The organism is Bradyrhizobium sp. AZCC 2230 (assembly GCF_036924495.1).
GTDB classification, from domain to species: Bacteria; Pseudomonadota; Alphaproteobacteria; order Rhizobiales; family Xanthobacteraceae; genus Bradyrhizobium; species Bradyrhizobium rifense.
In genome coordinates, this window is record NZ_JAZHRS010000001.1 from 5,540,383 (window position 1) to 5,558,865 (window position 18,483).

22 protein-coding genes and 2 tRNA genes are annotated in these 18,483 nt (G+C 62.8%); 5 read left to right on the top strand and 19 right to left on the bottom strand.

Going from position 1 to position 18,483, the window contains the following annotated elements; genetic code table 11:
• Positions 1 to 167 precede the first annotated feature (167 nt).
• On the bottom strand, positions 168 to 746 hold the full coding sequence (locus tag V1280_RS26505; RefSeq protein WP_334530973.1) for a hypothetical protein: 579 nt from the start codon (positions 744 to 746) through the stop codon (positions 168 to 170).
• A 398-nt stretch (positions 747 to 1,144) separates the two neighbouring features.
• Here V1280_RS26505 and V1280_RS26510 point away from each other — a divergent pair, with 398 nt between their 5' ends.
• The gene (locus V1280_RS26510; protein WP_334530976.1) at positions 1,145 to 2,182 is read left to right on the top strand and encodes a tyrosine-type recombinase/integrase; all 1,038 of its coding nucleotides are present in this window, start codon (positions 1,145 to 1,147) and stop codon (positions 2,180 to 2,182) included.
• Between the two features lie 65 nt (positions 2,183 to 2,247).
• Here the strand turns inward: V1280_RS26510 and V1280_RS26515 are convergent.
• The 9 genes from V1280_RS26515 to V1280_RS26555 all read right to left on the bottom strand — a co-directional run bounded on the left by V1280_RS26515 (position 2,248) and on the right by V1280_RS26555 (position 8,282).
• Positions 2,248 to 2,323, bottom strand: a tRNA-Phe gene (locus tag V1280_RS26515).
• Between the two features lie 184 nt (positions 2,324 to 2,507).
• A complete protein-coding gene (gene yacG, locus V1280_RS26520; RefSeq protein WP_334530979.1) occupies positions 2,508 to 2,690 on the bottom strand; it encodes a DNA gyrase inhibitor YacG in 183 nt (60 codons plus the stop codon).
• A gap of 145 nt (positions 2,691 to 2,835) precedes the next feature.
• Entirely contained in the window at positions 2,836 to 3,465 is a 630-nt protein-coding gene (locus V1280_RS26525) for a Maf-like protein (RefSeq protein WP_148774643.1), read from the bottom strand.
• Positions 3,466 to 3,626: 161 nt separating this feature from the next.
• A complete protein-coding gene (locus tag V1280_RS26530; protein WP_334530987.1) occupies positions 3,627 to 4,094 on the bottom strand; it encodes an arsenate-mycothiol transferase ArsC in 468 nt (155 codons plus the stop codon).
• Between the two features lie 71 nt (positions 4,095 to 4,165).
• Positions 4,166 to 4,663 carry a UPF0262 family protein gene (locus V1280_RS26535; RefSeq protein WP_334530990.1) on the bottom strand — a complete coding sequence of 166 codons (498 nt, stop codon included), beginning with the start codon at positions 4,661 to 4,663 and terminating at the stop codon, positions 4,166 to 4,168.
• Positions 4,660 to 5,955 carry a histidinol dehydrogenase gene (hisD, locus tag V1280_RS26540; protein ID WP_334530993.1) on the bottom strand — a complete coding sequence of 432 codons (1,296 nt, stop codon included), beginning with the start codon at positions 5,953 to 5,955 and terminating at the stop codon, positions 4,660 to 4,662. The genes V1280_RS26535 and hisD overlap by 4 nt, the downstream gene beginning before the upstream one ends.
• A 158-nt stretch (positions 5,956 to 6,113) precedes the next feature.
• Positions 6,114 to 6,563, bottom strand: a complete 450-nt coding sequence (locus tag V1280_RS26545) for a DUF2948 family protein (RefSeq protein ID WP_334538423.1) — start codon at positions 6,561 to 6,563, stop codon at positions 6,114 to 6,116.
• 82 nt (positions 6,564 to 6,645) lie between these two features.
• The gene (locus tag V1280_RS26550; protein ID WP_334530996.1) at positions 6,646 to 7,305 is read right to left on the bottom strand and encodes an NAD(P)H-binding protein; all 660 of its coding nucleotides are present in this window, start codon (positions 7,303 to 7,305) and stop codon (positions 6,646 to 6,648) included.
• A 38-nt stretch (positions 7,306 to 7,343) separates the two neighbouring features.
• Positions 7,344 to 8,282 (bottom strand): SDR family oxidoreductase, encoded by a 939-nt coding sequence (locus V1280_RS26555; RefSeq protein WP_334530999.1) that lies wholly within the window; start codon positions 8,280 to 8,282, stop codon positions 7,344 to 7,346.
• A gap of 85 nt (positions 8,283 to 8,367) precedes the next feature.
• Between V1280_RS26555 and V1280_RS26560 the strand changes: the two genes are divergently transcribed.
• Positions 8,368 to 9,009, top strand: a complete 642-nt coding sequence (locus V1280_RS26560) for a TetR/AcrR family transcriptional regulator (RefSeq protein WP_334531002.1) — start codon at positions 8,368 to 8,370, stop codon at positions 9,007 to 9,009.
• A 12-nt stretch (positions 9,010 to 9,021) separates the two neighbouring features.
• Here the strand turns inward: V1280_RS26560 and V1280_RS26565 are convergent, their stop codons facing one another.
• The 5 genes from V1280_RS26565 to V1280_RS26585 form a co-directional block, all read right to left on the bottom strand.
• Positions 9,022 to 9,846, bottom strand: coding sequence for an alpha/beta fold hydrolase (locus V1280_RS26565; RefSeq protein WP_334531005.1), 825 nt, complete (start codon positions 9,844 to 9,846; stop codon positions 9,022 to 9,024).
• A gap of 25 nt (positions 9,847 to 9,871) precedes the next feature.
• Positions 9,872 to 10,381 (bottom strand): hypothetical protein, encoded by a 510-nt coding sequence (locus tag V1280_RS26570; RefSeq protein ID WP_334531008.1) that lies wholly within the window; start codon positions 10,379 to 10,381, stop codon positions 9,872 to 9,874.
• Between the two features lie 282 nt (positions 10,382 to 10,663).
• The gene (locus V1280_RS26575; RefSeq protein WP_334531011.1) at positions 10,664 to 10,972 is read right to left on the bottom strand and encodes an EthD family reductase; all 309 of its coding nucleotides are present in this window, start codon (positions 10,970 to 10,972) and stop codon (positions 10,664 to 10,666) included.
• Between the two features lie 122 nt (positions 10,973 to 11,094).
• Positions 11,095 to 12,858 (bottom strand): FAD-dependent oxidoreductase, encoded by a 1,764-nt coding sequence (locus V1280_RS26580; RefSeq protein ID WP_442895164.1) that lies wholly within the window; start codon positions 12,856 to 12,858, stop codon positions 11,095 to 11,097.
• Positions 12,827 to 13,015 carry a hypothetical protein gene (locus V1280_RS26585; protein WP_334531014.1) on the bottom strand — a complete coding sequence of 63 codons (189 nt, stop codon included), beginning with the start codon at positions 13,013 to 13,015 and terminating at the stop codon, positions 12,827 to 12,829. Before V1280_RS26585 ends, V1280_RS26580 begins: the two co-directional genes overlap by 32 nt.
• A gap of 316 nt (positions 13,016 to 13,331) precedes the next feature.
• Between V1280_RS26585 and V1280_RS26590 the strand changes: the two genes are divergently transcribed.
• Positions 13,332 to 13,406: transfer RNA gene (locus tag V1280_RS26590), tRNA-Thr, on the top strand.
• Between the two features lie 749 nt (positions 13,407 to 14,155).
• Here the strand turns inward: V1280_RS26590 and V1280_RS26595 are convergent.
• Complete coding sequence (locus tag V1280_RS26595; protein ID WP_334531017.1) at positions 14,156 to 14,692, bottom strand: restriction endonuclease; 537 nt, start codon at positions 14,690 to 14,692, stop codon at positions 14,156 to 14,158.
• A 237-nt stretch (positions 14,693 to 14,929) separates the two neighbouring features.
• Here V1280_RS26595 and V1280_RS46880 point away from each other — a divergent pair, with 237 nt between their 5' ends.
• A complete protein-coding gene (locus tag V1280_RS46880; protein ID WP_442895165.1) occupies positions 14,930 to 15,277 on the top strand; it encodes a DUF3024 domain-containing protein in 348 nt (115 codons plus the stop codon).
• Between the two features lie 137 nt (positions 15,278 to 15,414).
• Here V1280_RS46880 and V1280_RS26605 read toward each other — a convergent pair whose 3' ends face one another.
• From V1280_RS26605 to V1280_RS26615, 3 genes are all read right to left on the bottom strand, one after another.
• Positions 15,415 to 15,891 (bottom strand): cyclic nucleotide-binding domain-containing protein, encoded by a 477-nt coding sequence (locus tag V1280_RS26605; RefSeq protein ID WP_334531022.1) that lies wholly within the window; start codon positions 15,889 to 15,891, stop codon positions 15,415 to 15,417.
• Positions 15,892 to 16,062: 171 nt separating this feature from the next.
• Complete coding sequence (locus tag V1280_RS26610; protein WP_334531025.1) at positions 16,063 to 16,692, bottom strand: ferric reductase-like transmembrane domain-containing protein; 630 nt, start codon at positions 16,690 to 16,692, stop codon at positions 16,063 to 16,065.
• Between the two features lie 11 nt (positions 16,693 to 16,703).
• Positions 16,704 to 17,207, bottom strand: a complete 504-nt coding sequence (locus tag V1280_RS26615; RefSeq protein WP_334531028.1) for a Twin-arginine translocation pathway signal — start codon at positions 17,205 to 17,207, stop codon at positions 16,704 to 16,706.
• A gap of 261 nt (positions 17,208 to 17,468) precedes the next feature.
• Here V1280_RS26615 and V1280_RS26620 point away from each other — a divergent pair, with 261 nt between their 5' ends.
• Positions 17,469 to 18,470 (top strand): LLM class flavin-dependent oxidoreductase, encoded by a 1,002-nt coding sequence (locus tag V1280_RS26620; RefSeq protein ID WP_334531031.1) that lies wholly within the window; start codon positions 17,469 to 17,471, stop codon positions 18,468 to 18,470.
• Positions 18,471 to 18,483: the final 13 nt, after the last annotated feature.

Consider the following 18,483-nt stretch of genomic DNA (forward strand, 5'->3'; position numbering starts at 1 on the left):
GAGAGATCGACGGCTGAGAAAGTCTGCTTTTCACGTGAGGGCTCCTAGATTAAGGGAGCCTCCAAAAAAACGGACTTGGCTGGCGAGAGATAGCTAGCCCGGATTCTTGCCAAGCAATTGATGCTCTTCGATGCCAACAGTCGCCTCATCGGGATGAAGGCGGCCAGCTACCTGCGCATGGTCTTCGTCGGCCTCGAAGCGGCATTTTCAGTGATAGCTTTCTGCATCTCGCGAAGATTATCCTCAAGAGATCCCCAATCGAGGGTGCGTACGTGGCTGCGGAGAGTCCTTAGCTTTATATGGGCGTACCTTTTTTTGAATTGCTTGCCTGAGATCAATCGTCTTGCGATTTCAGTGGATGACTTAAGGTTTGAGTCTTCGCGCTTGAGCTCGTCGATGTGCATGGGTAGTTGAGAATATTTATTAGCGACAGTTTTTGTTTTGGGTCCCGGCCCTTTCAGGCCCACTTCAATGAAGGCTTCGATAAGAAGCCTCCAGTGCCAAAGATTTTTAGGATCAAGTTGAAAGCGCTCGAAAGCGTCCAGCACTTTCTTGTGCTGTTCCCACTTTGGGTCCAACCAAAATGCAGTTGCGACGAATATGGATTTGTTCGCGGTAAGGGGCTCATCCAACGATTCCGGTTTTCTTGTCGGAATCTTGCTCGCCAGCTTCTCCATCTGTTCGTAGCCCACCTTATGTAAAGCCACGGCCACCTTTAGGTCTCTCGAAAAATTCGATTCTGTCATCGTCCCCTCGTGTCGAGTTGACAGACTTTCCTAGGGACTGTCATCGGCCAACCTCAACTTCTAAAATTTAGTTTCTAAGCATCATCAGGTAAACAGCAAAGTCTCCTTTCGCCCAATGCGCATCTTCATACTGCGCTAGTCTACATGGCTCTTAGGTTCTCGGAAATGCAAAGCAAGGAGCGCCGCATTCGGCCCCGTCTTATGACGACTAAGGACGCAGCTCTCTACTGTGGCATCAGCGTATCGACATTCCGCAATCGATGCCCGATCAAACCTGTCGCTCTAGGTCCCGGGTGCAAGCTTCAACGCTTCGACCGCCATAGCTTAGACGCTTGGATCGACCATCTTGGAAGTGGACAGATCAACGAAAAAGATTGGTTAGCCGAATTGGATTGGCAATGACGATTCTCAGAATTAAGGGCCTAAAAAGATATCGCGTTAAAGGACGTTGGTACGCCTACCACAGGAAATCGGGCACAAGGCTGAAATCTGAATTCGGTACTGCAGAGTTCATCGCGGAGTTGGCCGGGTTGGAACGAAGACTTAAGAAGGTCGAGGCTTTACCGGGAACGCTCGGTAAGCTTTTCTCCTCCTACAGAAGTTCCGCGGCGTATGCCGACCTGGCTTCATCGACGAAGCAGGGCTATTTGCGGATGATGGATTTGCTCAAGCCGCTCGATGAGATGCCGCTTGTTGAGCTGACGCCGCAATTCATCGCTGGGCTAAGAGATCGGATTGCGGAGAAAAACGGCCGTAGGCAAGCAAATTACGTGATGGCCGTTGTGTCGGTTGCATGTGAGCACGGCAAGGAGCACGGAATCGTTCGCGACAATCCGGTCAAGGGTGTGAAGCGTGTTAAAAGGTCTCGAAGCGCACTTGCAGCTAATCGACCCTGGACAATTGAGGAATGTAGAACTGTGCTCGCAGAACTTCCTTACCAGCTGAAGTTACCGGTGGCGCTGGCAATGTTCACCGGTCTCCGCAAGGGTGATGTCTTGGCGCTGAAAAAGAACGCAATTCGCGAAGGTCGAATTTGGCGGCGAACAAACAAGACGGGCCAGGAACTTTCGCTCCCGGTTCATCCTGACTTGGCTGCAGTATTGAGGCTTTCGCCGCAGCACATTGCGATCACTATTGCGGCGACAACCAACGCGACCCCATGGACTGAGAGCGGCTTCAATTCCAGCTTCATCAAAGCGATGAGGGCACTAAAACGCGCAGGCAAGATCGGCGACGGCCTCACGTTTCACGGCCTGCGGCATACTGTTGGAACTCTCCTGATTGAGGCGGGCTTTGACATCGACACAGTTCGGCGATGGCTTGGCCAGAAGACGCTCGCCATGGCGATTCACTATTCCGAGACGGCGGATACTTCGCAGCGAATGCGGGAGGTCATTGCAAAATTGGATCCTTTGGGGAGCAAATCGCGAACGTGATTGTCTAACCCGGCTCAGGAAGTGTCTAACGACTCACCTTCTAACGCCGTAAGTCATTGAAATGATGGTGCCCAGGGGCGGAATCGAACCACCGACACTGCGATTTTCAGTCGCATGCTCTACCAACTGAGCTACCTGGGCGTGCTCCAAGAGAGGCCAAAGCCCATCGAGCGGGCGGTTTATAGTGGGCCGAGAGCTGCCTGTCCACCCGGCTTCGCCAACAGGCTTCGCCGGGCGCGGCCCGGCTGTGTACAAGGTTGGGCGGACTTGCCGCGGCGGGCGCGCGGCACGGCGGTCGCCAGATTAAATAATTGATATCATTTGATTATTCTTCGCCATCCGCTTCGTCGTCGCGGCCGGGAATGACGTAGGACCCTTTCAGCCATCGGTTCAGGTCGACGTCGCGGCAGCGCGAAGAGCAGAACGGACGGGTGGCCGGCGCCTGCGGCTTGCCGCAGATCGGGCAGGTTTTGAGGGGGGTGGCAGGCTTTTTGACGTGGTCGTCCATGAGGGCTTGTACCACCGCATCGCGGGCGATGGGATGGGTTTGGCCACCTCGCCTCAAGCGAGCGCGAGGCGCGCAAATTCCTCAAGCCCACCAAGGGCCGGCCTACTGTGCATGGGGTTGTTTTCGAGGTTTTGTCGGGCCGCGGTCAGACGGCGGTGGCGTTGAGCCAGCCGAAGCGGATCGGAAAGCCCTCGCCGCCGAGCAGCGTCGTGGTCTCGTAGAGCGGCAGGCCGACGACGTTGGTGTAGGAGCCCACCATCTTCACCACGAACGAGCCGGCGATGCCCTGCACGGCGTAGCCGCCGGCTTTGCCGCGCCATTCGCCGGAGCCGATATAGGCCTGGATGTCGTCTTCCGACAGGCGCTTGAAGCGGACGCGGGTCTCGACCAGGCGCTGGCGGAACGCCTCGCGCGGCGTCACCAGGGTGATCGCGGTGTAGACGCGGTGGTTGCGGCCCGACAGCAGCCGCAGGCACTGCGCGGCCTCGTCGACGAGATTGGCCTTGGGCAGGATGCGGCGGCCGACTGCCACCACCGTGTCGGCGGACAGGATGAAGGCGCCACGCAGTTCGTCGTCGAGCTGGACTGATTTGAGCGCCGCATCGGCCTTGGCGCGGGCCAAGCGATTGGCGCAGGCGCGCGGCAGCTCGCCCCGCTTCGGCGTCTCGTCGACGTCGGCCGGCCGGAGCGCGTCCGGGTCGATGCCGGCCTGGTTGAGCAGCGACAGGCGCCGCGGCGAACCGGAGGCAAGAACGAATTTGGGGCGGCCGAGCATCAGGTGATTTTTGGGAGACGAGGCAGGGGGTGAATTGCGCGCGGAACCTATCGGACGGGGGCTGATTTCACAACCCGGGAACCCGGACTTTGGTGATTCGAGGTGTCCGGTAAGAAGCGTGTGCCCTTCATCTGTGACGCAGGTGTTACGCCGGCCCAATACTACCCGTTCGCCGCGCCGACCTTGGCGAAACGTCGGCGGATCCGCATCAGGAGCTGGTCGCAGACCTCGCGATAGGCGGCGAGCTTCTGGTCGCGGCTGCCCTCCATCGTGGTCGGATCGTGCGTCGGCCAGTATTCGACGTCGGCGGCGAGCGTCCGCGTCAGCTCCAGCGCCTTGTGGTGCGCCTCCGGCGACAGCGTGATGATGAGGTCGAAATTCAATCCCTCCCAGTCCTCCAGCTCCTCAAAGGTCTGCGGCTTGTGGGTGGAGATGTCCTGGCCGAGCTCGGCCATCACCGCGACAGCGAAGGGATCGAGCTCGCCTTTTCTCGCGCCGGCCGACTTCACGTAGAGGCCCTGCGGAAACATGTGTCGCAACAGGCTCTCGGCCATCGGCGAGCGCACGCTGTTCATGGCGCAGGAAAACAGCACCGATTGCGGATCGCGTGCGCGTGGCGGACCCGCCATCGCGGTTAGGCCCTTTTGATAGCGGGCATGGCCTTGTCGGAAAACCGCGGCACACTTTTCCGGGCCATGCCCTAACCCTTCCAATGAAGAACGGTAATGAGCGTGAACAGCCGGCGCGAGGTCTCGAAGTCGACCCGTACCTTGCCCTTCAGCCGCTCCTGCAGCGTGCGCGATCCCTCGTCATGGATGCCGCGGCGGCCCATGTCGATGGCTTCGATCTTGTCCGGGGTCGCGGTGCGGATCGCCTGGTAGTAGCTGTCGCAGATCATGAAATAGTCCTTCACGATCCGCCGGAACGGCGTCAGCGACAACAGATGCGCGACCACGGGCGTGCTGTCCTCGCGACGGATATCGAACATCAGCCGGCTGCCGGTGATGCCGATATGCAGCGTGAACGGCCCCTTGCCGTCGGCACCATCCGGTGCGAACAGATTCTGCTCGATCAGATCATAGATCGCGATCGCGCGCTCGTGCTCGATGTCGGGCCCGGAACGGCCGATCGAATCCTCGTCGAGGGTCACCGCGACGATGCGATTGGTCGAGTCGTCCTGTTCGGGCGGCTGGGTCATGACAGATTGAGGCGCAATCCAATCGAGCGCGAATGAGCGTCGAGCCCCTCCGCTTGTCCGAGCGTCATCGCAGCCGGTCCCAGCGCACGCAGCTGGTCCGGGCCGCATTTCAGGATCGAGGTGCGCTTCATGAAGTCGGCGACTCCGAGGCCTGAGGAGAATCGCGCCGAGCGCGCCGTCGGCAGCACGTGGTTGGAGCCGCCGACATAATCGCCGATCGCCTCCGGCGTATGCGCACCAAGGAAGACAGCGCCTGCATTGCGGATTTTTGCAGCGAGCGCATCGGGATCATCCGTCATGATCTCGAGATGCTCGGCGGCGATGGCGTCCGCGAGCGGAATGGCGTCGGCGAGAGTCTTCACCATGATGATGGCACCGAAATCGGCCCAGGACTGGCCGGCAATCACAGCGCGCGGCAGCGTCTTCAGCTGCGCTTCGACCGCCTTCTCGACATCAGCGGCGAGCCGCGCCGAGTCGGTGATCAGGATCGATTGGGCGCTGGCATCGTGCTCGGCCTGCGCCAACAGATCAGCGGCGATCCAGTCGGCATTGCCGGTGTCGTCGGCGATCACCAGCACCTCGGAGGGACCGGCGATCATGTCGATGCCGACCTTGCCGAACACCAGACGTTTTGCGGCGGCGACATAGGCATTGCCGGGGCCGACGATCTTTACGACCGGCGCAATCGTCGCCGTGCCGTAAGCGAGCGCGGCCACAGCCTGCGCGCCGCCGACGCGGTAGATCTCGGTGACGCCGCCGAGATGGGCTGCCGCCAACACCAGCGGATTGAGCTTGCCGTCAGGCGAAGGCACCACCATCACAAGGCGCGAGACGCCGGCGACCTTGGCCGGCACCGCGTTCATCAGCACCGAGGACGGATAGGCCGCGGTGCCGCCGGGCACGTAGAGGCCGGCGGATTCGATTGCGGTATAACGCCAGCCGAGCTCGACGCCGAGCGGGTCGGTGAAGCGCTCATCCTTCGGCAGCTGACGGCGATGGTAAGTCTCGATGCGGTCGCGCGCGAGTTTCAGCGCATCCAGCGTCGCAGCATCGCAGGCCTTTTTCGCGGCCTCGATCTCGGCGGCCGAGACGCGCAGACCAGACGCGTCCAGCGTCAGCCGGTCGAACTTTGCCGTCGCCTCGAGCAGGGCGGCGTCGCCGCGCTTGGCCACATCATCGACGATGGTGCGCGCGGCGGCCTCGACATCGGCCGAGACCTCGCGCTTGGCGGCGAGGAAAGCCGCGAATCGCTGGTCAAAATCGGCGCTGCTGCGGTCGAGACGAACGGGCATTTTGGGCTTGGCTTCTGCTGGTTGAGGGGGCGCAGTCTGGCTCACCGGCCCCCTGCTCAATGGCGCGGCGGGGAAGCTGCGTCAACCCTTGGCAGCCTCCTTGGAAATCTACCGTTCCGGCGAGAGCCCGAGCCGGTTCGGCTGGTATACAGGCAACCTCACCCCTCCTCCTCGATCCCAAGCCCCGTTCCCAATTCGTCCGCCCCGAGATCCGTCAGCTCGCATTCGAGGCATTCGACGTCGAGGCGGATGGCGCCGCCCTGGGCGAACAGCAAGAGTGCGCTGCCGCCGGGCTCCGCATCGCGGCCGTCCCGGGGATGAAACTCGATGCCGACGAGGTCCAGGACCGCCTCAGGTGTCGCGAGATCGATATTGCGCGACTTGCAGGCGAGCACGCGGTCGAAGCGGAGCGCTGACACCAGCCGGTGCGGCTCGGTCTCGCCCGCCAGCGTCTGCTCCCAGTCCAGCCGGCTCATCCCGACCACCAGGCGCTTCTCGCCCTGCCGCCAAATGATGTCGGAAGGCTGCACGCGGGCATCTTGCACATGGGTCGAGATCACGGCGAGATCGTCGGCATCGAGCGCGATCAGTTTGAGCTGGGGAGACATCACCGACACTTCTCCTCGAGGGCTGAGACGGCTCAACGCGCGGCGTTGCCGAAATTTCCGCGCAAACTAGCGGCCGCACGGGCTAGACGCTATTGATATCCTCCATCTCCAGCACCCGTCTGGGATAGCCGACCCGGGCGACATGGATCATGGCGCGGCCGATCTGCTCGGTCGAAGTGACGAGCCTGGGCGATATCCGGCGCAGCACCGACCACAACGGCCAGGTCACGTCATAGACCGCCTGCACCCAGGCCGTCTTCGAGCGGATCCCGTGCAGAGGCTGGATCGCGCCGGGCCGGAACATGTACGCGGCCTTGAACGGCAGCTTGAGCAGATCGTTCTCGGTCTTGCCCTTGACGCGCGCCCACATCCGCGAGCCCTGCTCGGTGGAATCGGTGCCGGCGCCGGTGACATAGGTGAAGGTCATCTGCGGATTGAGCCGCGCCAGCGTCGTCGCCGCCGCGAGCGTGATGTCGTGGGTGAGATGGCGGTAGCGATCTTCGCTCATGCCGATCGAGGAAACGCCGAGACAGAAGAAGCAGGCGTCGAAGCCTGCGAGCTGCGCCGCGATCTTCGAATAGTCGGTGAAATCGTCGTGGATGATCTCGGTCAGCTTGGCGTTGCGCACGCCGATCGGACTGCGCCCGACCACCAGCACGCGCTCAACGCCGGCATCGACCAGGCACTCACGCAACACACCCTGCCCGACCATGCCGGTCGCGCCGAAAATGATGACACGCATCGGGACGTCCCCACCCAAGTCGCTGTTCAAGTCGCGGCTCATGCGGCGGCCGCGATCTCGTCGAAGGATACACCGGTCAGCGTCGCCGAGACATCCCACAGCTTGGCAGAAGAAGCGAAATCCTTCGCCCGCGGCATGACCTTCGCCGGGACTGGTGGCCCCTTCAATTCGTAGAACCAGTTGGGGCCGTAATAGCCGCCGGGCTCTGCGGCCGCAGACGTCGCCGCGAACAGTGTCGGCAGCGCGCCCTCGGCAGCGGACTGGCTGATGAGGGGCTGGAGCATTTGGCCGACCCGCCATGACAGGCCGTCGGCGCCCGGGCCGTTCGGAATGAGATCGGTCCGCGCGTAGCCCGGATGGGCAGCAACGCTTCGCACGCCCCAGCCGGCCGCGTCGCTGCGGCGCTGCAATTCGAGCGAAAACATCAGCATCGCGAGCTTGGACTGGCAGTAAGCAGGCCAGGGACGGTAGGACCGTTTGCTCTGGAGATCGTCCAAATTGATCGCGCCGGTGCGGTGTGCAAGGCTCGAGAGATTGACGACGCGCGCGGCCTTGGCGCGGCGCAGTTGCGGCACCAAGCGCGCCGTCAGCGCGTAATGGCCGAGATAGTTGGTGCCGAGCTGCATCTCAAAACCGTCCTCGGTCTGCTGCCGCTTCGGCAGCGCCATCACGCCGGCATTGTTGATCAGGAGGTCGAGCTGCTCGTTGCCGGCGGCAAAACGCTGCGCAAAATCGGCGACCGACGACAGGCTGGCGAGGTCGAGATGCTCATAGGCGATCAGCGCGTTGGGAAACTGCGCGCAAATGCGCTCGATCGCCCGCAGGCCCTTTGCGTCGTTGCGTCCCGTGAGTATGACGAAGGCGCCGGCGCCCGCCAGCGCCAGCGCCGTCTCGTAGCCGAGACCGCCGGTGGCCCCGGTGACGACGACGGTCTTGCCGCTGAGAGAGGGGATGTCTGCCGTGGTCCAGTCGGTCATGCCATTATCTCCGTTCAGGGCTGGAATCAGGCCCGCGACGGGTCTAAATGTGCACTGAGTGCAAGTTTGCAAGAGGTGAAATAATTTGAAGGCTTCGAAACAGGCCGGGAAACGCGCCAAGCCCTCGCCCGCCGAGGAGAAATTGCCGGCGGCAACCGGCTTGCGGCAGCGCAAGCAGCAGGAAACCCGCGAGCGGCTGACCCGGGCGGCGATGGCGCTGTTCCTGGAGCGGGGCTTCGAGGCCACGACCATCGACGACATCGCGACTGCTGCCGATGTGTCGCGCCGGAGCTTCTTCCATTACTTCGCTTCGAAAGAGGATGTGGTTGCCGCCTGGCAGGAGGATGCTTCAACCGCCCTCGTCGCCGCGATCATCGCAAGGCCCGCAGACGAATCCTTGCTGACCGCCGCGGAAAGCGCGATTGCGGCGGCGGTCAAACGGCTCGATCCGACCGAGGCTGCGGCGATGGCACGGCTCAAGCGTGACAATCCCGCGCTACAGGCGCGCGACCAGCTCAAATACGAGAAGCTCGAACGCGCACTGGCGGACGGACTTGCGCAACGTTCGGGGCGCAAGTCGGACCGGCTGAAGGCCCGGCTCGTCGCCATGATCGCCACCGGCGCGATGCGCGTCGGCGGCGAGAGCTGGCTCTGCGAAGGCACGCGCGACAGACCGGAGGCTTTCGTGAAGCGGACGTTCGACGCGATCAGAGAGATATTGAAGTGATCCGCTTCAGCCTCACTCTTTGAAAAACGCGAGCAGATCCGCGTTGATGGTTTCGGCGTGCGTGGTCGGCATGCCGTGCGGAAAGCCCTTGTAGGTCTTCAGCGTGCCGTTCTTGAGCAGCTTGGCCGACAGCGGCGCGGAATCGGCGTAAGGCACGATCTGGTCGTCGTCGCCATGCATCACCAGCACCGGCACGTTGATCTTCTTCAGATCCTCGGTGAAATCGGTCTGCGAGAACGCGACGATGCCGTCATAATGGGCCTTTGCGCCGCCCATCATGCCCTGGCGCCACCAGTTCTGGATCACCGCTTCCGACGGCTTTGCGCCGGGGCGGTTGTAGCCATAGAAGGGCCCGGCGGCGACGTCGCGGTAGAACGCCGAGCGGCCGGCGGCGAGTGCTGTCTGAAAGCCGTCGAACACATCCTTCGGCAGGCCGCCGGGATTGGCTTCCGTCTTCACCATCAGCGGCGGCACCGCGGAGAGGATCGCGGCCTTCGCGACCCGGCTCTCGCCGTGGCGCGCGATGTAGTGCACGACCTCGCCGCCGCCGGTGGAATGGCCGACATGGATGGCGTTCTTGAGGTCGAGATGCGCAGTCACCGCCGCGAGATCGTCGGCGTAGTGATCCATGTCGTGGCCGTCGGCGACCTGCGACGAGCGACCGTGGCCACGCCGATCATGGGCGACGACGCGATAGCCGCGGGTGACGAAGAACATCATCTGGGCGTCCCAATCGTCCGCCGATAAGGGCCAACCATGGCTGAACACAATCGGCTGGCCCGAACCCCAATCCTTGAAAAAGATCTCGACGCCGTCTTTGGTGGTGATGTTGGGCATGGGAGGCTCCTTTGGTCGGAAACGATCAGGCGAACGCCATCGGCCTGTAGCGGCGCCAGGCGCCGATGGTCACCAGCACGAAGAACACCAGCACGATGCCCTGCACCACGGCGAACACGGGACCTCCCGGTGGATTCGGCGGCACGGCCGGCGCGAGCGCGGCCAGTGCCGGCACCTTCAGGAACGACTGGATCACCAGCACGAAGACGTTGAAGTAGAGCGAGATCATCGCGGTCACGATGTAGACCGGCCGCCACGCGCCCGCGAGCTTCATGCCGTAGAGCGCGATGCAGGCGATCGCGAGCAGCACCAGCGAGATGCCAGCGATGATGTACGATGGCAGCAGCTCCTTGAACGGAAACAGAAAGCCCGTCGCATTGGTCAGAATGGTGAAAATGAGGAAGATCGCGGTGAGGCCCGGCATCGGCTTCGAGCCGAGCAGGCCGAACATCACGATCAGGCCGGCCACGATGGCGATCAGGCTGATGATGACATGGACCAGTGTGAAGGCTTGCAGGCTCATCCCGAGAACCATGACATCTCTCCTATTCCTCTGCATTGAGATCGGAAGATTGATATTACGGTCCTCATCGGATTGCCACATGCGGCACGATCACACATGTGCGTGCAGCCATGCATCATCGTGCGAATCGACAAACGCATGGCTGAATTTCTTGCAGCGCTGTCACAAACAACAGCAGCTTGTAGCCCGGATGGAGCGCCGCGAAATCCGGGGGTCTTGCACCTCAATGACACCGTCCCGGATTACGCTTCGCTCCATCCGGGCTACGGGCTTTCAACGAAAGTCGAATCGCGATCACACTTCCTTGGTGTCGAAGATCAGGAGGTCGGCGCCGCCACTGGCGAATTTCGGCACGTCGCCTGCCGCGGCCTTGCCCGCGTCGCTGCCGAAGGCCTTCTGGATGTCGCCCACGCTGTCGAAGGAGAGAATGGCGACGAGATGGACTCCGGACGGTCCGGCGGGCGAGCCGACCGCGCCCGTGCTCACGGCGTATTTCTTCAGGCCGGGAAGTTTCTTGGCGAGCGGAATGTGGGTCTCGGCATAATGCTTGTCGAAGGCGGCAGTGTCCTTGGGCGTCTTGTAGAGCACGACGAGTTCGGCCATTTAGTCCTCCCGTTGAACCTTTGTTCTTCCACGCGATTGGTCGCGCGACACAGCGATAGTCCGTGGGACACGGCACGATGGCAAGTCACAATCGACTTGCCGTCTGCTTGTCTTCTGCTTGACTAAAGCGCCGGTTTTGCGGCGTCGCCGAGATAGCCGTGCAGGGAGGCGACGACCTGCGCGCCTTCGCCGATGGCGCCGCCGACGCGCTTGACCGAACCGGAGCGGACGTCGCCGACGGCGTAGACGCCGGGCACGGAGGTCTCCAGCGGCGCCACCAGCCGGCCCTGGTTCTGCTCGGACTGCGCACCCGTCACGACAAAGCCGCCGCGATCGAGCGTCACGCCGCAGCCGTCGAGCCAGCCTGTCGCGGGATCGGCGCCGACGAACAAAAAGAGATTCTTGATGTCGGCGGTTTCCTCGTCGCTCGACAGCCGGCTCCGCAAGCGGATGCGCCGCAACAGCGAGGCTTCGTCGCCTTCGAGCGCGCTGATCTCGGTGTTGAACAGCAGCTCGATGTTCGGCGTCGCCTCGATGCGCTCGATGAGATAGCGCGACATGCTGGCCCCAAGGCCGCCGCCGCGGATGATCATCAGCACGCGTCTGGCGTGTCCCGACAGGAACACGGCCGCCTGTCCCGCCGAATTGCCGGCGCCGACGAGCGCCACTTCCTCGCCCGCGCACAGCTTCGCCTCGACCGGCGACGCCCAATACCAGACGCCGCGTCCCTCGAACTTGTCGAGGTTCTCGATCTCAGGCCGGCGGTAGCGCGCACCGCTCGCGACCACGATCGCGCGCGAGCGCAGGGGATCGCTGCCGTCGAGCGCGACCGAAAACGCACCGTCCTTGCGCGTGCAGTCGAGCGACTGCACCGTCACCGGAATCATGATGTCGGCGCCGAATTTTTGCGCCTGGTTGAAGGCGCGCGCCGTGAGCGCCTGTCCGGAAATGCCGGTCGGGAAACCCAGATAGTTTTCGATGCGCGCGCTGGCGCCGGCCTGGCCGCCGAAGGCGCGGGTGTCGAGCACGGCGACCGACAATCCTTCGGAGGCCGCATACACCGCGGTCGCGAGCCCGGCCGGGCCGCAGCCGACGATCGCGACATCGTAGATGCGGTCATTACGCGGGCCGCCGATCATGCCGATCGCGCGTGCAAGCTCGGTTTCGCCGGGATTGCGCAGCACCGCGCCATCGGACGTGACGACCAGCGGCCAGTCCTCGGGTTTCGGCGAATAGCGCGCAATCACTTCGGCGGCGTCACGATCGCGCTCGGGACAGAGCAGGTGATGCGGCTGGCCGTTGCGGGTGAGGAAGCCCTGCAGGCGGACCACGCCGACCGAATGAGAGGGACCGATCAGCACGATGCCACCGACACCAGCCTGCAGCAGATTGACCCGGCGCAGGATCAGCGCGCGCATGATGCGCTCGCCGAGTTCGGCCTCGGCGACCAGCAGCGCGCGCAGCCGCTCGGGCGGCAACAGCAGCGTCTCGACATCGCCTTCGGCGCGGCCGTCGACCAGCGCCGGACGGCCGGAAAGCTGGCCGAGCTCGGCCAGAAACTGCCCCGGCCCCTGGTCGATCAACGGGGTGATATTGCCGAGGCCGTCGCGCTGGGTCATGGCGACACGGCCTTTCAGCACGACGAACATGCCCGGCCCCGGCTTGCCGGTCTCGAACAGCAGCTCGCCATGCTGATAGGTGCGGAGCTCGCCGAAATGCCGCATGCGCTCGATCTCCGCGGACGTCAGCGTCGGAAAGGTCTGCTCGGGGCGGGTGAACCGCGACATCATCGCATCGCGATCGGTTCGGTGTGAATAGTCCTGCCCGATTGTCACTGCATGCACTCCAAAAATTCTAGCCGCGCGTCTTCCCGGCGGTCCCCTCATCTAGGGAACCATCGTCGACTTGCGAGGGGTCCGCACTTGCGGCGCGTTCGCGTGCCTGCGCCTTGCGCCGCTTCAGATTCTCCCGCAGCGCCGATTTCAGGCGGTCGTCCCGCGATCCCCTCGCCTGCTTCGCGCTTCTGTCGTTCTCGTCAGCCATCACGGGTCCATACAGTGGTTGGCGATAGCATGCCCAGAGAATGCGGCAGCTCAAGAGGCCCGCGCGGTCCCGATCGTGCGAAACTCAAAATGGGTCGAATCTGCCGCACGGGCCAACTGGCCAGTTGGCCGGGGGACGTGGAACCAAAATCGACGGCAAGTCAGTCGTTTCCGGCCAAAACAGCCGTATTGTCCCCGACATCGCTCCCATTTTCTCGTTTTGGCCGTCCTTGCAAGCTTGCACAGCGGGGAGGCCTGTGGCAGATATCGGCCCGCTTGGTAGGCCCCTCGGGTGGCCGATTCTTATCCCAGCACATGCTGCCGTAGCTCAGTGGTAGAGCACTCCATTGGTAATGGAGAGGTCGACAGTTCAATCCTGTCTGGCAGCACCATTTCATCTCTTGAAGTACGCATGAATCAGCGTTCTCGCGGCATCCAACGCCCGAGTTTTGCTCATGTCCGCCGCCCTCCTCCGTGAAGAAGGCGCAGGGAAGACCGGGTGCCGACGGGCACCCGCGGTCCGCTGCGCGAAAGTGTAGCGCAAGGAGACCGCACAGCAGCATACAGGTGACGCCGAACACTCGGCCTTCCCTGCGCGATGGGTTGACGGCGTATGCCGCGCTCTCCCCGGCGACGAGTTCCTGTTGTCACCGTCACTTCGCGATCCGTTGACGCACCGCGCCCGGTTGGGGCGATGCATCGTCGCGAAAGCTTGGCTGTAGCAACGACAGCCGGGACCACGCGGTTTGGCCGTCGCAGCGACCCGACTTCGCCAAGAGGCTTCGCCGGGCAAGCCCGGCTTGGGCCGAAAGCTTCATCGGATACAGGCGCCGTTCGTACGACACGGCTTGCGCTGAGCTCACGGGGTTTGGCTCAATCCTCTGCCGCCCTGCTCCCACATCCGCGCCGGCGCTGCCGCGTCCACCGCACCCCCGACCCACGTTCGACACGACGTACGATCGCCCCTCTCCTCGGGTCGGGATGCGGGGAGAATGCCGCAATTCCGAATTTCGGTAAAGTGGAATATTTTTGCGAGAGGGGGTTGACGGGGTTTTGTGGGAGGTGGGTGTTTTGCCCGACGGACGAATAGTTCCGCACAGTCGCAGGATAGGCAGAGCCAATCGACCGGTGTCTTATCGCATCAAAGCGTTCCCGAGCTTTTTAGCTTCTGCCAGATCGATCCGAGCAGCCTCCCGTGCTTGGCCAACAGATAGAGAAGGTTATTTCCATCCAATAGCGTCAAGGGCTTTCCCTTTGCGAACCGATGCGCATCAGGACCAAAGCCCGACGTTGTAACAATAATGCCCTTTGTTGCGCCCTCGGCCATAACGGTCCCATACAAGTCCCTGACGGCGCTAACATCTACAGTATTTGTATAGCGCTTCGCCTGGATGACGATCTTCCCACCTCGAATGGGATCGGGATCAAACGCAACTGCGTCAACGCCGCCGTCTCGGCTAGCCTCACAATGAAGCGACACTATGCATGCGGTAGTCTGGTTGCCCGTTGCGCGGTTGATATAGGTAACCCAACCGTTGAAAACGATGGCTTGAATGGCCTGCTCAGAGTCACAAGAGAACAACGCGTGAACCAAGAGGCTCCAATAGTGATTGCGTGTTGTTTGATCGTAACTGGAACTGCGCTGCTTCTGTCCGGCCTGGTTGCCTTCGGCTTTCATAGAAACTCGCTGCACTCATTGGCGTTGCTGTAGCCGGGCCGGCGAGACGGCTCGAAGGATGGGTAGAGCGAAGCGAAACCCATCGAGGACTTGTTCCGTGCCGCGGCATGATGGGTTTCGCAAGTGCTCTACCCATCCTGCGCGCTTGCCAAAACAGCGCAGTGCCACCATCATTCTCATCGGGAGACGCTACGTCCCTGAGATCACTCGGAAGATTGCTGTCGGTGCCGATCAGCCGTGACTCTGTCAGAATTCGGAATAAAGCGTTGCGAGAAGCTGGTCGCTGAATTCGTCGAGCAGCGACGACCACCGCCGCATCTCCGCGCCAAGCTTGACCTGGCGTTCCGGATCGAGGGCCAGAGCGTCGAGATATATTCGATCCGCCCCCATTGGCGCGAGAAAAGCAGGACGGTCGAACAATCGATCGCGAAAGCGACCTACAACAAGAGTAAGAAGAACTGGAAGGTGTTCTGGCAACGCGCCGATATGAAATGGCACGGTTACCAGCCGCACCCGGAAGCGGCATCAATCGAAGAATTCCTCGAGGTCGTTCGAGAAGACTCGCACTGCTGCTTTTTTGGATAGGTGCAGCTTCTGGCATGGGTGGAGCTCCCAGTAACTCGTAGGATGGGCAGAGCGAAGCAGAACCCGTCAACGCATTCCTCGGTGCCGAGACACGATGGGTTTCGCTGCGCTCTACCCATCCTACGCACTACGCACGATCAATTGTCTTCCCCCACGATATGTCCCGCAAAGCGATCGTCGGCGCGGCGCAGCCGCCGGCACAGCTCGCGATTGATGTTCTGCAGGACGATCACATAGGCGTGGATGTCGGCCTTGTAGCAGGCGTAGAGGTTTGGGGCCGTCAGCTCGTAGAGCACCGTCTGGCTCTCCGCGACCACCGTGGCGGAGCGGTTCTGCATTTCGATCAGCGTCATTTCGCCGAAGAAATCGCCGGGCCTAAGAGTGGAAATCGGGATGACGCTCCCCGAATCCGCTCGCTTGCTCACCGCGAGCCGACCGGACTTGACGATGAACATCGAGCGACCCGGCTCGCCTTCCGCCACGACGGTCGCGCCGGCATCGAAGTTGCGTTCGACCAGCATCGATATCAGGAGGTCGAGACTTGGGTCCGTGAGACCGCCGAAGAACGGCGTCGCGAGCAGGAATGCTTTCAGATCGGGAGAGCTGGCAGTCATCGCGCGAGGATACCTCCCGTCGACATCAGCGGCAATCGGCCCGCAGGATGAGGTCGGTGGCGTAGCCCGGATGGAGCGAAATCGTAATCCGGGGTTATCAGCAACGGACGCAATCGTCCCGGATTGCGCTTCGCTCCATCCGGGCTACGAACCTAAACCGATACGCTCATTTCACCGCCGCGCAACGCTCTCGCCGCGCAACGCCCGCTTTCGCCAGAGGTCCACCATGACCTTGACGGTTGCCGCAAGGACAGCGGCGCAGAGCGCCGCCTTCGAGATTGTCTCCATCGTCCCCTCGATCAGCAGGCAATGGACCACGCCGCAGACAACGATGACGATCGCGAGTGGAACATGGACGATGCGCCAGGTTCGCAGCCGCAATCCCAACCGCCGGCGCAGTAGCGCCAGAAGCGCGACGGCGAGGATGGCCCACATCGCGATCACACCGAAGGGCGAGAACGGCGTCGGCGACGAGAAAGTCAGAGCGTCGATCATGTCGGGCGGGCTCGTGATCCAGAGGCCGGCGACATGGATCACCACCGCCAAGGCGAGCGCGCCGCCGATCCAGTGATGGGCGCGCCGCCCGCGATAAGCCGACAGGCCCGGCAGATATCCGCCGATCAGCAACGGCTGAACCAGCACGAGACCGAGGGCAACGATACCTGCGAATCCGGCGAGGATGTAGACCAGGCCGCGCCATGCGAGCTGCTCGCTTGCCGCAGCGAACGCGATCGGCACGCCGATAACCAAGGCGAGGGCGGCCCAGATCAGGGGTACCCGGGCCGATCTCCACCCCTTCACCTGCAACGCGGTCAGGCCGGCTGAAGCACGAAGTGCGCCTCGAGGCTGGTTTCCTTTGGGCTCCGCATGATCGGCCGCAGAAAGACGGTTTTGAACTCACCGCTGTCATAGGCGAGGTGACCGTGCGGCTGACCGAAGATCGGAATGATCTGCGGCATCTCGAGCCGGAACGCGCCGTCCTTGTCGGTGAGCGTGGCGCCGTGACTCTGCGGCTCGTGCTCCTGGCCTTCGACCGTGTGCGCCCAGATCTGGATGCGCTGACCGGCGAGCGGCGCCCCGTCACCGGCGCGGCGCACGGTGCCGCTCATCCAGAAGCCGCCCTTGCCGATCCGGTCCACGACCGGCGCGCCCTTGCGATAGTTGTTCGCCCCGCCCGTCATCGATTCCGTCGGTGCGAGGCCATCTGCGCGGGCGGGCAGCAGGAGGCTGGATACCCCGGTTGTCAAAACGCCGGCCGCCAGGACGGCACCGCCGGCGGCGAGGAGGTTGCGGCGGCTGAGAACGACGATGGTCATATCGGTTCCTCCTGGCAACTGTGCGGTTGTTTCACCGAGGGTACAACAACAGGCACCAAACGCCCAGTTGAGACAGAGGGCGCAACGGGCGTGAATAACGCCGTTGTGAACAGAGGTGCGGGTCACGCGAACAGATTTGTAGGATGGGTAGAGCGAAGCGAAACCCATCGAGGCCTTGTTCGGTGAGGGAACCATGATGGGTTTCGCAAGTGCTCTACCCATCCTACATATGGTTCTTATCCCTCCACCCCGGACCCCCGCATGATCCCCTTCTCCGTGCTCGACCTCGCTCCCATCAGGCAGGGCTCCGACGCCGCGCAAGCGTTTCGTAACTCGGTCGATCTCGCCCAGCATGCGGAGAAATGGGGCTTCAAGCGGTTCTGGCTCGCCGAGCATCACAACATGACGGGGATTGCGAGCGCCGCGACGTCCGTGGTGATCGGGCACGTCGCGGGTGGGACCAAGACGATCCGCGTCGGCTCGGGCGGCGTGATGCTGCCGAACCATTCGCCGCTGGTGATCGCCGAGCAGTTCGGCACGCTGGTATCGCTCTATCCCGGGCGGATCGATCTCGGGCTCGGCCGTGCGCCGGGCACCGACCAGTTCACCGCGCGGGCGATGCGGCGCGATCTTGCGACAGCTGCCGAAAACTTTCCGCATGACGTGCTGGAATTGCAGGCGCTGCTCGGCGACGTGCAGCCGAACCAGGCCATCCGCGCCGTGCCCGGCATGGGGACGAAGGTACCGCTGTGGATCCTCGGCTCCAGCATGTTCGGCGCGCAGCTCGCAGCCATGCTGGGGCTACCCTTCGCATTTGCCTCGCATTTCGCGCCGCAGATGATGATGCCGGCGCTGCGCGAATATCGCGCGCGGTTCGAGCCATCAGTGCAGCTCGACAAGCCCTATGCGATGGTCGGCGTCAACGTGTTTGCCGCCGACAGCGATGTCGAGGCGCAGCGCATGTTCACCTCGCTGCAGCAGCAGTTCATCAATCTGCGCCGCGGCACGCCCGGCCAGCTGCCGCCGCCGGTCGACGACATGGACGCGCTGTGGTCGCCGGGCGAGAAGGCCGGCGTCGCGCAATCGCTGGCGATCTCCGCAGTCGGCACGCCCGCGATCGTCGAGGAAAAGCTGAGGGAGCTGATCGCCGACACTGCGGCGGACGAGCTGATGACCACGGGCCAGATCTACGATCACGCCGCGCGGCTGCGCTCGTTCGAGATCGCGGCGGAGGTGCGAGACAGGCTGGCGGCTATCGCATAATCCCCGTGCGCCA

Bases quoted from the DNA above. Each gene is read 5' to 3' on its own strand.
- yacG (WP_334530979.1), bottom strand. From the start codon at position 2,690: ATGGACGACCACGTCAAAAAGCCTGCCACCCCCCTCAAAACCTGCCCG.
- V1280_RS26585 (WP_334531014.1), bottom strand. From the start codon at position 13,015: ATGGCTGACGAGAACGACAGAAGCGCGAAGCAGGCGAGGGGATCGCGG.
- V1280_RS26505 (WP_334530973.1), bottom strand. From the start codon at position 746: ATGACAGAATCGAATTTTTCGAGAGACCTAAAGGTGGCCGTGGCTTTA.
- V1280_RS26570 (WP_334531008.1), bottom strand. From the start codon at position 10,381: ATGGTTCTCGGGATGAGCCTGCAAGCCTTCACACTGGTCCATGTCATC.
- V1280_RS26555 (WP_334530999.1), bottom strand. From the start codon at position 8,282: ATGACCGACTGGACCACGGCAGACATCCCCTCTCTCAGCGGCAAGACC.
- V1280_RS26530 (WP_334530987.1), bottom strand. From the start codon at position 4,094: ATGGCGGGTCCGCCACGCGCACGCGATCCGCAATCGGTGCTGTTTTCC.
- V1280_RS26595 (WP_334531017.1), bottom strand. From the start codon at position 14,692: ATGAAAGCCGAAGGCAACCAGGCCGGACAGAAGCAGCGCAGTTCCAGT.
- V1280_RS26565 (WP_334531005.1), bottom strand. From the start codon at position 9,846: ATGCCCAACATCACCACCAAAGACGGCGTCGAGATCTTTTTCAAGGAT.
- V1280_RS26615 (WP_334531028.1), bottom strand. From the start codon at position 17,207: ATGACCATCGTCGTTCTCAGCCGCCGCAACCTCCTCGCCGCCGGCGGT.
- hisD (WP_334530993.1), bottom strand. From the start codon at position 5,955: ATGCCCGTTCGTCTCGACCGCAGCAGCGCCGATTTTGACCAGCGATTC.
- V1280_RS26575 (WP_334531011.1), bottom strand. From the start codon at position 10,972: ATGGCCGAACTCGTCGTGCTCTACAAGACGCCCAAGGACACTGCCGCC.
- V1280_RS26605 (WP_334531022.1), bottom strand. From the start codon at position 15,891: ATGACTGCCAGCTCTCCCGATCTGAAAGCATTCCTGCTCGCGACGCCG.
- V1280_RS26580 (WP_442895164.1), bottom strand. From the start codon at position 12,858: ATGAGGGGACCGCCGGGAAGACGCGCGGCTAGAATTTTTGGAGTGCAT.
- V1280_RS26545 (WP_334538423.1), bottom strand. From the start codon at position 6,563: ATGTCTCCCCAGCTCAAACTGATCGCGCTCGATGCCGACGATCTCGCC.
- V1280_RS26535 (WP_334530990.1), bottom strand. From the start codon at position 4,663: ATGACCCAGCCGCCCGAACAGGACGACTCGACCAATCGCATCGTCGCG.
- V1280_RS26550 (WP_334530996.1), bottom strand. From the start codon at position 7,305: ATGCGTGTCATCATTTTCGGCGCGACCGGCATGGTCGGGCAGGGTGTG.
- V1280_RS26620 (WP_334531031.1), top strand. From the start codon at position 17,469: ATGATCCCCTTCTCCGTGCTCGACCTCGCTCCCATCAGGCAGGGCTCC.
- V1280_RS26525 (WP_148774643.1), bottom strand. From the start codon at position 3,465: ATGCTCGGCCGCCCCAAATTCGTTCTTGCCTCCGGTTCGCCGCGGCGC.
- V1280_RS26510 (WP_334530976.1), top strand. From the start codon at position 1,145: ATGACGATTCTCAGAATTAAGGGCCTAAAAAGATATCGCGTTAAAGGA.